General features: G+C 37.7%; 11 protein-coding genes. 2 read left to right on the plus strand and 9 right to left on the minus strand.

Features of this window, described 5'->3' with window-relative positions; all coding sequences use genetic code 11:
- Nucleotides 1–62 precede the first annotated feature (62 nt).
- Together B1C82_RS02125 and B1C82_RS02130 are read right to left on the minus strand one after the other, a co-directional pair.
- Entirely contained in the window at nt 63–1,643 is a 1,581-nt protein-coding gene (locus B1C82_RS02125; protein WP_086445979.1) for an aldehyde dehydrogenase family protein, read from the minus strand.
- On the minus strand, nt 1,640–3,028 hold the full coding sequence (locus B1C82_RS02130; RefSeq protein WP_086445980.1) for a proline dehydrogenase family protein: 1,389 nt from the start codon (nt 3,026–3,028) through the stop codon (nt 1,640–1,642). Before B1C82_RS02130 ends, B1C82_RS02125 begins: the two co-directional genes overlap by 4 nt.
- A gap of 145 nt (nt 3,029–3,173) precedes the next feature.
- Here B1C82_RS02130 and B1C82_RS02135 point away from each other — a divergent pair, with 145 nt between their 5' ends.
- Nucleotides 3,174–4,370 carry a DUF3095 domain-containing protein gene (locus B1C82_RS02135; RefSeq protein WP_086445981.1) on the plus strand — a complete coding sequence of 399 codons (1,197 nt, stop codon included), beginning with the start codon at nt 3,174–3,176 and terminating at the stop codon, nt 4,368–4,370.
- A 28-nt stretch (nt 4,371–4,398) separates the two neighbouring features.
- On the opposite strand, the gene B1C82_RS02140 is transcribed toward B1C82_RS02135, so the two are convergent.
- The 5 genes from B1C82_RS02140 to B1C82_RS02160 form a co-directional block, all read right to left on the minus strand.
- A complete protein-coding gene (locus tag B1C82_RS02140) occupies nt 4,399–7,506 on the minus strand; it encodes an efflux RND transporter permease subunit (RefSeq protein ID WP_086445982.1) in 3,108 nt (1,035 codons plus the stop codon).
- A complete protein-coding gene (locus tag B1C82_RS02145) occupies nt 7,472–8,761 on the minus strand; it encodes a TolC family protein (protein WP_234008515.1) in 1,290 nt (429 codons plus the stop codon). The genes B1C82_RS02140 and B1C82_RS02145 overlap by 35 nt, the downstream gene beginning before the upstream one ends.
- A 42-nt stretch (nt 8,762–8,803) precedes the next feature.
- Nucleotides 8,804–9,163 carry a hypothetical protein gene (locus tag B1C82_RS02150; protein WP_234008514.1) on the minus strand — a complete coding sequence of 120 codons (360 nt, stop codon included), beginning with the start codon at nt 9,161–9,163 and terminating at the stop codon, nt 8,804–8,806.
- Between the two features lie 101 nt (nt 9,164–9,264).
- The gene (locus tag B1C82_RS02155) at nt 9,265–9,765 is read right to left on the minus strand and encodes a TfoX/Sxy family protein (protein ID WP_086445983.1); all 501 of its coding nucleotides are present in this window, start codon (nt 9,763–9,765) and stop codon (nt 9,265–9,267) included.
- Nucleotides 9,766–9,820: 55 nt separating this feature from the next.
- Entirely contained in the window at nt 9,821–12,088 is a 2,268-nt protein-coding gene (locus B1C82_RS02160; RefSeq protein ID WP_086445984.1) for an NAD(P)-binding domain-containing protein, read from the minus strand.
- Between the two features lie 159 nt (nt 12,089–12,247).
- On the opposite strand from B1C82_RS02160, the gene B1C82_RS02165 reads away from it, so the two are divergent.
- Nucleotides 12,248–13,792: a hypothetical protein gene (locus tag B1C82_RS02165; protein WP_234008513.1), complete on the plus strand. Its 1,545-nt coding sequence runs from the start codon at nt 12,248–12,250 to the stop codon at nt 13,790–13,792.
- Here the strand turns inward: B1C82_RS02165 and B1C82_RS02170 are convergent.
- Both B1C82_RS02170 and B1C82_RS02175 read right to left on the minus strand, forming a co-directional pair.
- Nucleotides 13,789–14,400 (minus strand): FMN-binding negative transcriptional regulator, encoded by a 612-nt coding sequence (locus B1C82_RS02170; protein ID WP_086445986.1) that lies wholly within the window; start codon nt 14,398–14,400, stop codon nt 13,789–13,791. The two genes, B1C82_RS02165 and B1C82_RS02170, sit on opposite strands and share 4 nt — an antisense overlap.
- Nucleotides 14,400–15,656, minus strand: coding sequence for a PQQ-dependent sugar dehydrogenase (locus tag B1C82_RS02175; RefSeq protein ID WP_086445987.1), 1,257 nt, complete (start codon nt 15,654–15,656; stop codon nt 14,400–14,402). The genes B1C82_RS02170 and B1C82_RS02175 overlap by 1 nt, the downstream gene beginning before the upstream one ends.
- Nucleotides 15,657–15,669 lie beyond the last annotated feature (13 nt).

The raw sequence follows: 15,669 nt of genomic DNA on the forward strand, positions 1-15,669 counted from the left end.
AATCCGGGGGTCCTAATTGAAGGGCATCTTACGAATAGAATCAAGAAAAAAAGAAGAAGGTCCTAAGTTTCCGGAATAAACCCTCTTCTCATTGTATTTTCAGTGATACTGATCGGTTCTACAAATTGTTTTAGATAATCTGGACCACCCGCTTTTGCTCCTACACCAGAAAGTTTATAGCCCCCGAAAGGTTGTCTGTCTACGACTGCTCCAGTAATCCCTCTGTTGATATACAGGTTCCCGACTTCAAATTTTTCTTTTGCATATTGAATGTTATTCGGGTTTCTCGAAAAGATCCCGCCAGTAAGAGCATAATCTACGTTATTCGCTATCTTAATAGCGTCTTCAAAATTTTTGGCTTTGAATAAAGTAACATAAGGTCCGAAAAATTCAGTTTGCCCTAAAGGAGAAGAAGGATCTTCACTTTCAAAAACGATAGGTTCTACGAAATGGCCTGAATGTTTTTGGTTTTCTTCTATTTTAAGTTTGCTTAGGACTTTAGAAGAAAACTGAGAGGCAATTCCATCCAATCTTATTTTAGATTCTGAGTCGATTACTGGTCCAACTTTTACGGAAGGATCTTCCGGTAATCCAGGTTTTAGAGATTGTAATGCATCCATAAATCTATTTTTGAATGTGTCGTATTTAGATTCCAAAAGTATAATTCGAGAAAGTGCGCTACATTTTTGTCCCTGAAATCCGAATGCAGATTGTATAGATGCTATCACTGCCTCATCCAGATCTGCATCTTCATCGACGATTAGTGCGTTTTTGCCACCCATCTCGGCAACTACCTTCTTAACGAATTTTAGATTTTGGGAAGCTGCTTCTTTGATCATTCCTAATCCAACTGCCCTGGAGCCTGTAAAATTAATGGTATGAATTTCTGGATGTTTGACAAAATAAGCTCCGATCTCTTCTCCTTTGCCAGGTAAAAAATGGAGCGCCGAAGAGGGAATTCCTGCTTCTATTAATATATTAAAAAGTTTGAATGCAATCGCGGAAGATTGTTCTGCTGGCTTCATAATGACCGGGTTTCCTGCAACTAAAGGAGCCACAGTCATTCCGCAAAGGATTGCCAAAGGAAAATTCCAGGGAGAGACTACCAATGTGACTCCCCTTGGTATGTATGTGTAGATATTCTCTTCTCCCAAAAGATCTCTTCTTCTAGGTTGAAAAATAGTCTCAGCTTCTTTCGCATAAAATTCACAGAAGTCGATTGCTTCCGCAATTTCCGCGTCTATATCCTTGATCCCTTTCCCTACTTCTAAAGATATTAATACAGTGAGTTCTGTTTTTCGAGAGCGTAGAATATTGGCTGCTTTCTTTAAGAATCCGATCCTGATCTCGGGTTTCATACTTTTCCAAGTTTCAAAAAATTGGACTGAGTTTATTACAGCTTCTTCGGCGTCTGTTATGGAAGCGTAATGTATCTCCGCGATTTTTTCTGACGTATTCGCTGGGTTGAAAGTTGTAACTACAAAAGAAGTTTTTTTTACTTTTCCGGAGATGATCGGACAAACTTGTATCGGGAATTCTTTTCTGATTGAAACGAATCCTTTACTTAAGATGGATCTTTCTTCTTCTTTAGAAAAATCTCTTAGGGTTTCGTTTTGAAAAATTGAATTATTATGATAGTTCATTTTGATTTCGGATTCTCCAGATACAATAATCGTTCCCTATCTTTACTATTCGCATTAATGTTTTTTAAAAAGCCTTCGTTAGTGGAATTTTCAAGCAACCTTCTTACTAGGTAAGCCATTCCGGGGATTACTTCTCCAATAGGAGAGTATTCTCTAACTGAAATTCCTAAGCTACGAATTGCTTGCTTATAGGAGTTCCCCATCCCGTACAACATCTGCACTTCAAAGAAAGTTTCCGGGACCGAATATTTTTCCGCTTTGACAAATGCTGAAGAGAGACTTCTTATATTATGAGAACCGAATGCAGGTCTTATATGAGGGAAGGAGCTAAGTAAGAGTTCGGAACATTCTTCATAATTTCTATCAGTATCGGACTTTATGAGATAAACCGGAGGATCCCACCCTTTTTGAGCGGATTGGGTCATTTCGTATTCCCAATAAGCACCTTTTACCAAACGAACGGTCAAAGGGTATTTTCGTTTTTTAGAATATTCTATTACTCTTTGTAGGTCTTTTTGAGAGGCTTTTAGATATGCTTGGACCACGATGCCGAAATGCGGATAATCTTGAAATTCTGTTTCTGCGAAAATCCTGAATGCTGTGTCCATTATGATGTCCTTTGTATCATATTGTTCCATATCTAGATTGATAAAAATATTTTTAGAAACAGCAGAACGAAGGATCGGTCTTAATTTGTCCATTAAATGAAGTACAGAAGATTCATGTGCGAGAGGATCCAATTGAGAATAGAGAGATGAACATTTTACGGAAATATTCCCCGTAGGTTCTCCGGGAAAATTGGAGCTGCGTATCTTTAAAAGTTCTCTGTCTTTGGAAATTTCTTCTAATAAAAGTAAATATTCAGAGATATAACGTTCTGCTTCTTTTTCGGAAAGTACTGCTTCCCCTAATATATCAATGGTGGAGCAGATTCCATTTTTATATCTTTTTATGATCTTTTTGCGATCAGAACCGTAGGTTCTTCCTAATATAAAAAATTTTGCAGTGAGTCTGATTCCGATCTTGGCACCTAATGCAACTAAGATGGAGCTTATTCGATTTGATAAGAATATGGAAAGAATTATCAAAATCCATTTCGGGAGTTCTGTAGGAGTTTCAACAAAGTAGATCTGGATATAACGAGAGATAGACGAAAGGGAGTTCAAACTTGGGAATAGATCTGCAAACCTAAATGCCTGCAATTTTAAAAGAGGGCGGTTATCTAAGAATGAAAGGCTTTTGGAAAATAATCTGTATGAGCTAAAAAAACCATCTTCAAAGGAATCGCTTAAACGAAATAATTCCCTTCCTTTTTCCAAGATCTTAGTTTGCAGTTCGGAAGAAGAAGTTATTATTTGGGGTTCGTTTTCTTTTGGAGCCTTCATTTTAATTTGTTCTAATCAAGCGGTTTTGCCATGCGAACCTTTTTGAAAGGCTTTTGCATCCACTATTCCCAAATCAAATATTACGAGTTGGAAAAAAGCATTGCCTTTTGGAAGAATAGACAGTCAAAGTTCGGTAGGCCACCTAATGAATATCCTATCACATTCTACCACAAACTTTTATAAGGAGCTTCCTGAGATTTCCCAATTTTCAGAAGTTACTGATAGTAAACATTATAGAAAGGTTCCGGATGATTGGATCGTGATCGTAACTGACATAGTAAAATCTACGGAAGCGATTTTAGAAGGTAGATACAAAGATGTAAATATGGCTGGGGGATTGACGTTGATGGGGATCACGAATCTTCTGAAGGATATGGAGTTTCCATTTTTCTTCGGAGGAGATGGGGTGACTATTCTACTCCCTAGTTCGCGATTGAAGGAGATCCAAGATATCCTTGCCGATACAAGAGAATTTGTAAGAGACTACTTTAACTTGGATCTTCGGATCGGATTCGTACCTGTTTCCGCGATTTATGAGGCAGGTTATAGTCTGACTATGGCTAAGCTTAGGATCTCTAAACATTATACTCAGGCTGTTTTAGGCGGAACTGGCGTAGCTTACGCGGAGAATAAAATCAAAGAGCCGAACTCCAAATATCTAACAGATAATTCTTATATTCCCAAGATTCGTGCCGATTTTTCCGGTTTTACATGCAGATGGAAAGATATACAAAGTCCGAAGGGAGAGATGGTTTCACTTATTGTAAAGATCAATTCGGATTCCGATGCGGAAGCTACAAAAACTCTTTCTGGTCTATTGTCTATGATTGACTCTTTGTATGGTTCTGAAAGGGAATATCATCCTTTAAGAGAAGAAAATTTGGTGATAGAACATTCCTCTTCTGCTTTGAATAAGGAAGCTACTGCTTCGTCTAAAGGAAATAGTATATTAAAAAAATTGTATCTATGGAAGATCAAATTCGAGACTTACGGCGCTGAGCTTGCAATCCGATGGAATCTTCCTTTAAAAGCGTTTCATTACAAATTGAATAGGTTAAAGAATTATCAGATTATCTCTTCCGATTCCAGAAAATTCGATGGGACTTTCAAAATGGTATTCGCAACGGATACTATGGATCGAAAAAAATTAGAGTCCAGCCTGGACGAAGCGGAGAAGTCCGGCAAATTACATTTTGGTATCCATATTTCTGACAGAGCCTTAATGACTTGCTTATTACATGCAGGAACAGAAAGAGAAGTTCATTTTATAGATGGAGCAGGCGGAGGATATGCATTAGCCGCAACAGTTCTTAAGAAAAAATTACAGGCTGTTGCTGCCTGATTAAGGGCAGCAGGTTGATGAACGAGACTTATTCTTTTTCTAACCAATAGTAGAATGCAGGTAATAATACCAGTGTAAGTATTGTGGAAGAAAAAATTCCTCCGATGACTACTGTCGCCAGAGGTTTTTGTACTTCTGCTCCCAACCCTGTTCCAAATGCCATAGGAATAAATCCGAAAGATGCGACTAACGCGGTCATGACAACCGGTCGGATTCTGCTGACCGCACCTTCTAATACTGCCTCTCTGACGCTCAGTTTACTTTCTTCTCGGATCCGGTCGATCGTGTATAATTTTACGAGTCCATTTAAAACCGCGATCCCGGAGAGAGCGATACACCCTACAAATGCAGACACACTTAGGTTCATTCCTCTTAAGAAGAGAAACCAAATCCCGCCTGTTAAAGCGAATGGAACACAGAAGAATACTAGTAGTGCTTGTTTGATAGATCTGAGTCCAAGATAAAGAACAGTGAATATCATGAACAACGTTGCAGGAATTATCACTCCAAGTTTTTCTTTTGCCTGCGAAAGATTTTCTATTTGCCCACCCCAAAAAATGGAATATCCGTTAGGGATTTTTAATTCAGAGACTTTCGATTTGGCATCTTTATAAAATCCTTCTAGATCTCTTCCTCTTAAGTTTACGGAAACCGCTACAAATCTTCTGGATTTATTTCTGGAGATGGTCATTACCTTCTCTCTTTTTTGGATGGAAGCTAAAAGCCGGATAGGTACTGTTCCTCCATCTTCCGTTCCTACGTTAATATCTCCTATTTCAGATTCTCTGTTCCGAAATTCTTCTGAGAGCCTGATTTTAATTGGGAATCTAACTTCTTCTTCATAGAACCCTCCTAATTCGAAACCACTCATAGAACTTTCTAAGACTGAGTTAAATAGAGGTAAGGATATATTATAATATTTGAGTTTTGTACTGTCGGGGATCACATCAATTACATTCGATTTTCTTAATGCCATTATGGGATCCAATTCGACTTCTGCGGCGCCCGGGATTTTCTCCAAAGTACTTTTTAACTCTTCTTGTAATTGGAGTAAAACGTTTAGATCCTTTCCTAAGATCCGTACGCTGATATCTGCTCTACTTCCTTCCAGTAATTCGTTGAATCTGGCTTCTAAAGGTTGACTTAAGGTAAGTTCAGATTCTGGGAATTTTTCCTTTACGGATGCCTCTATTCTGTCTAAAAAATTTCCCCAGGTATTTTTTTCTAAAAGATCTGAAAGAAGTTCCTTTTTTAAGATAATGAATGTGTCAGCATTGAATGGACCCATTGGATCGTTTGCAACTGAACTTGTTCCGATCCTGGAAAATACGCTTTCCACTTCTGGCATTTTTCCAAGAAAAAGTTCTAATTCTTTTTGTTCTCTTAAACTTTCTTCTAATCCTGTGTTTCCATTTCGAACGATCACCAACATTAGATCGCCTTCAGTTAATTTAGGGAGGAATACTGTTCCCATTCTGAAGTATATAAGAAGTGTAACGACGAAAAATATTAAAGAATATATAATGATCTTGCGAGGTTGATCTAAAATCTTAGGCAATTTTTCCGCGTACCAATTTACAATCTTGCTATCCTTCTTCTTGCTGTGTGCTCCTAAGTTTTTGGGTGAAAGAAAAAAATACAAAAGAGGAGGGAGAAGGAACACCGCTAAGAATAAGCTAAATCCTAAAGCAAGTAATACTGTCTCCGCCATAGGTCGGAACATTCTTCCAGGAATTCCGTCTAGAGTGAGAATAGGAACGTAGACTAACATGATCACTAAAATCCCGAAGGATACAGGCTTTAAAACTTCTAAGGAAGAATCCAGGATGACTTTACGTTTTTCTTCTTTGTTCGTAAACTTTCCTGTTTCAAATTTAGAGAGAACATTTTCAGTAATTACTATGGACGCATCGACAAGTAGTCCAAAATCGATCGCTCCTAAACTCATTAAGTTGGCAGAGATTCCGAAAAATCTCATACAAATAGAAGCGAGTAACATAGAACCAGGAATGATCAATGCTACGATCAATGAAGCTCTTAGGTTAAATAATATTAGAAAAAGTGTAAGTATAACTAAGACCGCACCTTCTCCCAGGTTTTTTAAGACCGTCTTGATAGTGGATTGTATCAAGAAGGATCTTTCTAATAAAATTCTTACCCTTACGTTTTCAGGAAGAGTTAGATTTGAAATAGCTTTATGGAGATCTTCATTTACTTTATAACTGTTTTCTCCTTTTAACATCAAAGCAGTTCCAAGAACAATTTCTTTCCCGTTGGAACTTGCTCCTCCTAGTCTTGGTGTACCATGTTCATTTACATCTGCTATGTCCGAAACTTTTACGGATGCACCTGTGAGAGTCCTTCTTACAGAAATTGCTGAGATCTCATTCAGATTTTTTTTGAGTCCATAAGCTCTTACGATAGAAATTTTTCCCGCATTCTCTATGAATCCTCCGCCGAAACTTTCTCCTATTGTAGAAATATCTCGGATAATCTGATCAATAGAAAGTCCCCATCGTTTCATTCGATTCGGGTCGACATCTATATGGATCTCTTTTTCATAACCCCCGTTGGAATCTACTTCGACAATTCCAGGAACCATTGCTTTGATCTGAGGGCGGACTAGATAATCCTGAACGGTTCTCAAAAACAAAAGTTTTTTCTCTTCGGGAATTCGGTCTAATTCCGAATCAGGGATTGCCTCTACAGAGTAAAAGAAGATCTCTCCAAGACCTGTCGTATTGGGAACGATTACAGGAGCAATTCCACGTGGAAGCCTCTCCTTTGCGCTGGAAATTCTTTCAGCTACCATTGCCCTTGCTTGATAGATGTCGGTTGTTTCTTTAAAGATTAAAGATATATTAGACAAACCGAATTTGGATACAGAACGTACATCTATTAAGTTCGGAAGTCCTAAAAGTTCTGTTTCTAAAGGAAAGGTTATGACCTTCTCTACTTGTTCGGGGTCCAAGGAGCCTGTATTGGTCGTGACAATCACTTGCACGTTTGTGATATCCGGCACCGCGTCAATAGGAACTTCGTTTAATGTATAAAATGAGAATATTAATAAAAACGAAACCAGTCCTACTGATAAGAATGGGTTATTTAGGCTGGTATTCAAAAGTCTGGCTAGCATTGCCCATTACTCCTAAGATGTCTTTTTCGTTTGTGATATAAAGCAGATTCAGAAGGCTTTCTAAATGAGAGATTTGAGCATCCAGAACAGCGTGATGTGTCTCGTGTAGTTGATTTTCTAACTCCAGATAACTGATGAGTAATATCCTTCCTCTTTTGAACTCCAAATCTGCAAAATTCAGATCTCTGTCGATCCGATCTAACTGTGTTAGATCATAAAGTTTCAGGTTTTGTTTAGATTGTTCGTAATCCAAGAATGCCTGATTAAAAGATGTTTGTATTAAGTTTTCCTGATATGTTAGCCTGTCTTGCTTTGACTTCATATTAGTCTCTGCCGAGGCAACTTTGTTTTGGAATTGGTCCCAAACAGGAATTCGGAACTTCAATCCAAAATCGTAAAATCTGTTTGCAACCCCTGACTTATCTTCTCCGATTTGACTAGTGATAGAATAATCTGGATATTTTTCCAAGTTTGCCAATCTAAGTTCTGTTCTCGCCTTGTTCAATTCTCCTTTAGCAGCAAGAATGGAAGGATTTTGTGAAACTGCCTTTTTTTCTAATTCATTGCGATCGAACTTCACTCCAGTTTTGAAATAAGGAATTTTCAGATTGGGGATTGATTCTTGTCTTAAATACAAGTTTAAAGATTCATAATCTTTAGCGGCTCCCAATTCAAGATCATTAAAATGTTTTCTGAGAGCCAAAATTTTGGTTTCAATGATAAACAGATCCGTCTTGGCCTGAGGAGTGAAGAATGGTCTAGCTTTTATATAATTTTCTATCAAGGAAAGTCTTTTGAGTCTTTCTTTAACATGGTTCTTTTTATCCGCCGCCACAAGATAGCGATACGCAAATTTAATGGAACTGAGTCGGATGGAGTTATATGCTTCGATCTGTTGGATCTCTTTGATCTTGGAATCGTTATCCACCAAAAGTTGTTTGAGTTCCTTCCGGCCGGGAAAATACACAGGCTGTTCTATTTGAACGGCATATTCCGCTCCGGATTCGTCTGCTGCCTTTCTCTGACCATAATCGAAATAGACGGATGGGTTCTGGGTTTTGCCTTCCTGCCTTCTTTTATAGAAAAGACTTTCTAAGTCGGAATGGATCGCGGTTAGCAAAGGAGAATTTTTCTCCGCGATTGCCATGATAGAATTTAGATCTAATTCCTTTTGAGCATCATTCTCCGATGCTATTGCAGGAATGAAGAATATTCCACAGAAAGATAAAAATACGAGTGTATAACGAAAATGCACAATAACCTCACATTATAAAAACAGAAAATTATAATGTGAGATCTAAATTAGGATTCGGATAAATGAAAGGTGTGTAAGTGTTTCGGAGCTGGAAATTTTTTCGAATTCGATATGAAGAGTATGTAAAGATAAGATCTGGATTAGATCTTCAAAACTCATTCTAAAATGTTCAAAAACTTGGATAGGAAAGGATAGAATCGAACGAGAGTCTTCCAGTTCTTTTTTTATAGAAACAAGATCCCAATCGCATACAGGACCGCTATCGCGGTTTTGATCCTGATGGCAGGGGGAAGTTTCGGAAGCACTTGCTTCGATCTCACAGAATGGTCCACAGTTAAATGCAGGCACGAGAATAGAAAGTAAGGCACAGGCCACCATGACTTTCAGGGATCTCGATTTCATTCTTCCAGAGTAACAGTTGCCTTAATAAAGTAAATTGAAAAAACTATGGATAGACCTTGACCTTGTTTTGAAGACTTGATTTTTCTCAAGAAGAGAAGGTCTTAGCGGGAAGGGGCCTTCTTCTTTTTTGCCGCGACTTTACGTTTGGTGGTTGTTTTTTTAACAATACGTTTAACCACTTTTTTGCGAGCTGCTTTTTTCTTTGCGACTGCCTTCTTAGAGGATGATGAGACTTTTGATTTTGTAATCTTCTTCTTCGGAACTGTTTTCTTTTTTAAAGAAGAAGCTTTGTTTGCTTCTGCCAATGATTTTCTGAACCAGAAAATAAGGTCTTCGTCATCTTCTAAAACTTCTTCGGGGACTTCCCAATAGGAAACTCTTACAAGTTTTCCGTCTTTGCCAGCATAGGTAAACGGTGACATTCCTGCGGATTCGTACTCTGCTTGGTTGGATTGTCCTACTCTGAAATACAAACGGTCTTTGATGACCATTGCGAAAATTTGAGCTCCGGAATAGACTCCGAAACCTCCGAACATATTTTTATAAGATAATGGACCGCAGACTTTTAATCTATCTTGGACATGTGTAAGAAAAGAACTCATAAGCAGGGGATTGTCTCCTATCACAATAAATTGACAAGAAGAAAATCCGTTGTGATTATAAAACTGCTTTTAATTTATCTAATACCTGTTCGCTCTTTTCAAATTTTCCAAAAGAAAGAACTTGGGTGGGGCAATTTACCACGCAGGCAGAACATCTGACACATTGGACGCTGTCCATTGGTTTTCCCTTGTTTGCATAATTCATCACGTCTATACCTTGGTGGCAAACGGAAGTGCAAATATTACAAGAGATACATTTCTTTTTCTCTGAGAAGATCCTAAACTTACTGAACTTGGCATAGATATGCATGAGTGCAGAAAGTGGGCAAAACATTCTACACCATATCCTCCCAGAGAACATAAAATAAGCCCCGACTCCTATAACTCCTCCAAGTCCAAGATCCACAATCAAATCGTAATATACTTTTACTGAATCTGCGCCATATTCCAAAGGCCAAAAAATTTGTGCGGAACTTCCTATTAGTTTTGCAATTGTAAGGATCGCGGCTATGAGCAAGATCCATTGACCCGAATGTTCTAATTTATATGCCAATTTCCCGTGAGGCATTCTGTTCCTATATTCATCACCAAGGGTTTCCGCTAAACCACCACAAGAACAAATCCATCCACAATACGCACCTTTTCCATATTTATAGACTAGATACGGTATAAGTGCAAAACTCATTAAAAATCCATAAACTAGCCAGAAAGTAGTGATCCCTCCGTCATAAAGAACTCCCATATTCAAGGGCCAGGCAAGAATGAATCCATATGCTTTCCAATAAGCACCATTTGGGAAAACTTGAGTGAGAAGGAATCCATTAGAAGGTCCTAATAATCCTTTATCTCCCAAAAAAGGAAGAATGATCTCAGGTAATAAGAAGAGCGGAAAAATCTGAATTAGTATCAGAGTTGTTGTCTGTAATTTTATGTATTGAGTGGGTCTTACCCACATTCTTCTGATCCCGAAAAATAGTATGGTCGTGGAATAGAGAACAGTATAGTGAAAGTTTGGATATTTTCCGAATAAATAAAATCCCAGGTATTTTGCACATAAATAGACCGAAGAGAAGTAAATTGCTGCGGAAAGTAAATAAAGATTTTTGAATGTTTTCCATCTCCAATAGGAGAAAGTTTCTTTGGAAAATAAAAATCGAATGGAAGAAAGAGCAAATACAATCCCAGAGGCTAATGCTACCCAAGAATACCAATAAGAAGCATAGAAGGATGCCTTTCCGAAGTATAAGAATAATGCAAAAGAGAATAAAGAAACAAATCCAAGGATTTCTTTGGAATTGAATGAATTCCTGATTTTTATTCCTAATTTTTTCAAAAAAGAAATTGGTGCCTCCGAACCAATCAATACTATAGAAGAATCTATTTTTTCTTTTTTCGATTTAGATCCTTGTTTCAGGGAAACTTGTTTAGATTCGAATTTTTCAGGAGAAGAATTCGGTAAAAAATGGATCTTATTTTCTTGGACCGCTTTCTTGAATTTACGTTTGTTCTCTTCTTTTGGTCTGGAAATTTCAGACTCTCTATAAGATAGAGTAACGGAAGAAGAAACATCTACCAAGGTTAAGGCGGCTTCTATAGCGCTGTCTCCTCCTCCCACCACTAATATGTTTTGTCCTTGGAAGTCTTGCGGATCGATTAATCTATGAAAAACATTTTCATGACCTTCTCCCGGGATTCCCAAACGTCTACTATCTCCTGATTTCCCGATCGCAAGTAAAACATAAGAAGAATTGAATTTTTTACCTGATTCAGTCTGGATTGTAAATCCAGATTCAGGTCCTTTTGAAGGAAGAATTGATTCTACCTTCTCCCCATTAAGTATTGGGAGTTTATGGTTTTTTAATACTGATTCCAGCAACTCCAAAAGATCTTCCTTAGTTGTGTCTTTGATCTGGATGGGAGAATCAACTTCCAGATCGGAGGGTTCTGCAAAGATTGGTTTTCCTTTGGGATAACTTGTGATCGTATGAAATGGCTGGTTTGCCTCTAAGATAAGAAAATCCAGACCATTCTTCTTAGCCTCGATTCCTGCAGCAACTCCTGAAGGTCCTGCGCCTACTATCAAAACATCAAGGTTGCCCTTGGCTTTCTTTTTAGGTTTTTGTAGAATATTACGGATGGCAGAAATACCACTTTGGACAGAATATTTTAAAAGTGGGATACCGGTTAGATCGCCGGAGATATAAATACCAGGAATGGAGCTCTCAAATTCCGAATTCGTTTCAGGATATTTTTCGGCATCACCTTGAGGAGCGTTGTTATTTAACCAATCAAAATATTTTGGAACGAAGGATAATAGGCTCATAACTATTACAGATGTTAAGAAATCGACTTGCCCGTTCTGATCTAAAAAGAAAATTCCTGATAGGTGGATTTTTTGCAAGGACTCAATACAAAAAACCGATATTTCTTTTTTGCCATAGCGGCCCTTGGTCTTGCCGGATTCTGCATCTCTTTAGGAAGAGTGGCAGTCGATCCAAGACTCGCTGATTTCTTTTATAACTCTGATTCTCTTTTTTTTTCAGTAATTTACCAGGAACTTTTTCTAAAACCCGGAGCAAACTTTTTAATATCCTTAGATGGTTTTGGTTGGACTCCCGCCCTATATTTTTTCCCAGATTTAGTCCAGTATTTTGGACTTAGAACCATTTTCTTGTTACTAAAGAATAACGGCTGGGAATTGACCCATTTAACTTACTCTGCATTTCAGTGGACCTTTCTTCTGTTTGGGATTATATTCCTTTTGAAGAAGATAACGAAAGAAAAAATTTCTTATGAGATATTGAGCCTAATTTTGGCTTTCGGTTTTTTGACCGGAGTCATATTAATTTTATTTAAACAAGATCTGTTTGTTTTTTTACCCGGATTTCATGGCGGGAATTTGGCGGTTTTATGTTGGGCCTGGGGATTTTTCTACCAATGGGAAGAATATAATTCTAAAAAACATTTTATTTTAGTCACTGGAGTTGTGTTTCTATTTTCTTTAAGTGATCTGCTTTTTATTCCATACTTTCTAATTCCTTCATTAGGTTTGCATCTTTTGGATTGGGTAATTAACGGAAGGTCCGTCCATCGACTCCAAAAAATTGCTTACACTTACTTTCCTGTGGTTCTTGGAATAGTAATATCCAGGATTGTTTTTCAAATTTTACGCAAGAGCAGTTTTGTGTTTTTTCCTGGAACTGCTGCACCTAAAAAATTAGGAGATGCAGTTGCTAGTTGGAGATGGGAAAATTTCTCCGATCCATTTTTACATTTATGTAGAGAGAATTGGATCTATCTAACTTTAATCATTCTCTTTTTTGGTATCCTGAAATTGTTAACCAAGAAAGAAGAAAAAGCAACTTTGCAGGAACCGATTCATCTTTTCTTCATCCTTGGGATTATCGTTCCTATTGTTTTTTTGTTATATGGATTTATTTTTGGATTAACAGGACAATCTGGTATTCACGGAATAGACCGCTATTTCGGAGAAATCCTTCTTGGGTTTTTAGGAATTGGGGCAGTTAGTATTTTAAGAATTACAAATATTCCAATAGCAAAGTTTGCATTGGGCTGTGTATTTTCTCTTGGGATTCTTGTCGGGATTTATTCTTCTTATTCTAAAGGCCTTGGGTTATCACATTATCCAGAAAAAGTGGCTTGTATAGACGAACTTGCAGATAAACATCATTGGAAGAGGGGAATTGCCAGTTTTTGGTATGTAAGACCGATTCGGATTTTCTCCAAAAAGAAATTGGAGCCTGACGATTATCTAAACGATCTAATGTTATTCTATTGGCAGAATAATTTAAGCTGGTTCGAAAGAGAGAATCCACCTTATACTTTTGCGATTATAGATGATGTGGATGAAAAGATTGTAAGGAAAAAATTAGGAGAACCGATTTCAATTTCATATTGTAATAAAACCCCAATCTATTCTTTTACAAATCCGGACAAGAGTTTGGAATTTGTAAAAGAAAATCGAGGTAAGATCGATATCTGGAAATTTTCTACAAATCGATATTAAGATTTCTGGATATTGTTTATCCTTCTCATCCATTCTGCCAATTTGCGATCTTCGTCTTGTTTAGAAAGTTCCAGAGTATCTATTACTCTTTTTCTCCTTTCTAAAGAATGATTTTGGCTAAGTTTTAATTTTGCTTCGTAACTTAGATTATAGATCTCAAATCCTTTTATTTTCCCTAAAAGAGAATTTCTGATCTCTGGTTTCGGAGATTGGTAGTTGTATCCGGAATTTTCTGATTCGAAATATTGAATAGAATCTTGTAAAACTTTTTCGGTTTGATCCCTATCTAAAAGCCGCAATGTGCCTTTTACATGTACTGAGATATAATTCCATGTAGGAACAGTTTGCTCCGACTCGTACCAGCTGGGTGATATATAAGCATGTGGGCCGTGAAACACACTTAAAACTTTTGATTTCTCTTGTAAGAGCGGATTCCCGGAGGCCATATGGCCGATCAAGCTGGATTTGTCTTTGGAGAGAAGGAGAGGGAGGTGAGTCGCTTCTAATCCTTCTCCGTTTGTTGAGATCAAAACGGCAAACGGATATTTGCCGATGATCTCATGAATTATATCAAAATTTTCTAATTTAAAATGTTCCGGAGTATACATTATTTACCAGGATCAATCCTAAGTATTTGTCCTGCTCCGAAGTCCGCTATATAGACGGAACCTCTTGCATCTTTTCCGAAACTAGAAATTAATACGGGCCATTTACCGAGAGAGTATGCCTCTTTTACTGGGCTTCCGTGTTTAGGAAGGTCAATTGCCCAAATTCTTCCGGATACAAAGTCTCCGAAAACATATTTACCATGAAGATCTCCAATACGATCGTTAGTTACCACATAACCGCCGGTAATGGAACTTCCGTCTTCTCTTCCATATTCATAAACTGGATCTGTTAATCCCTTTTTATCGCAGTCTGTTTTAGGCTCGAAACAATGAGTAGCTTCCATTTTGTTCCAACCGTAGTTTTTTCCTGCTTCTACTATATCAATTTCTTCGAATAGATCTTGTCCTACATCAGCGATGATTAATCTTCCGGAAGGATCGAAAGAATATCTCCAAGGGTTCCTGAAACCATAAGCGAATGTTTCTGGTTTGAAAGAAGGTTCTTTTAAAAAAGGATTATCTTTTGGAACGGAATATTCTTTACCTGGATCTTTAGAATTCACATCTACTCTTAACACGGAGCCCAAGAATGTGGAAGGATTTTGTCCGTTCCCTTTCGGGTCACCCATCCATCCTCCATCTCCCCAGGCGATGTATAACATTCCGTCTTTTCCGAATGCCAATTGCCCTGCGTTATGATTTCCGTAAGGTTGTTTAACCTCCATCAAGATCCTTTCTTTAGAAAGTTTCGCTTTTTTAGGATCTTTAGGAAGATCTATGGTCCATTCTGAAACTCTACTGGTTTCTCCATTTTTCTTTGCAACATAGTTCAAATAAAGAAGAGGTTTTTCTGGAAATTCTGGATGTAATACTACACCTAAGAGTCCTTGTTCCGAGTCAGTTGAAATACCATCAAGTTTTATTAATATACCTGAAGTTCCGTCTTTTGGGTCCAGCCATTTTAATGCTCCTGTTTTTTCCGCTACCAAGAAGATATCCGGACCAGGGATCATAAGCAGATCTACAGGTTGTTCAAATCCTTTTCCGATCGTAGTAAGGCTGATATTGATCTTCTTTCTTTTTTCGTCATTTTGATTGAATACTGCAACCAGGCCGGATTCTTTTCCTTCTGCCTTATATTTTGCCATATCATCTACATTGGCTACCAATAGGCGTCGTATATCGTCACAGGAGATGCTAAAGAATATTAGAGAAATCGCCGGGATTAGAAAGGATCTATAGAAGGAAAGTTTCATGATCCGAATTCTT

This window comes from Leptospira venezuelensis, assembly GCF_002150035.1.
Classification (GTDB): Bacteria; Spirochaetota; Leptospiria; order Leptospirales; family Leptospiraceae; genus Leptospira_B; species Leptospira_B venezuelensis.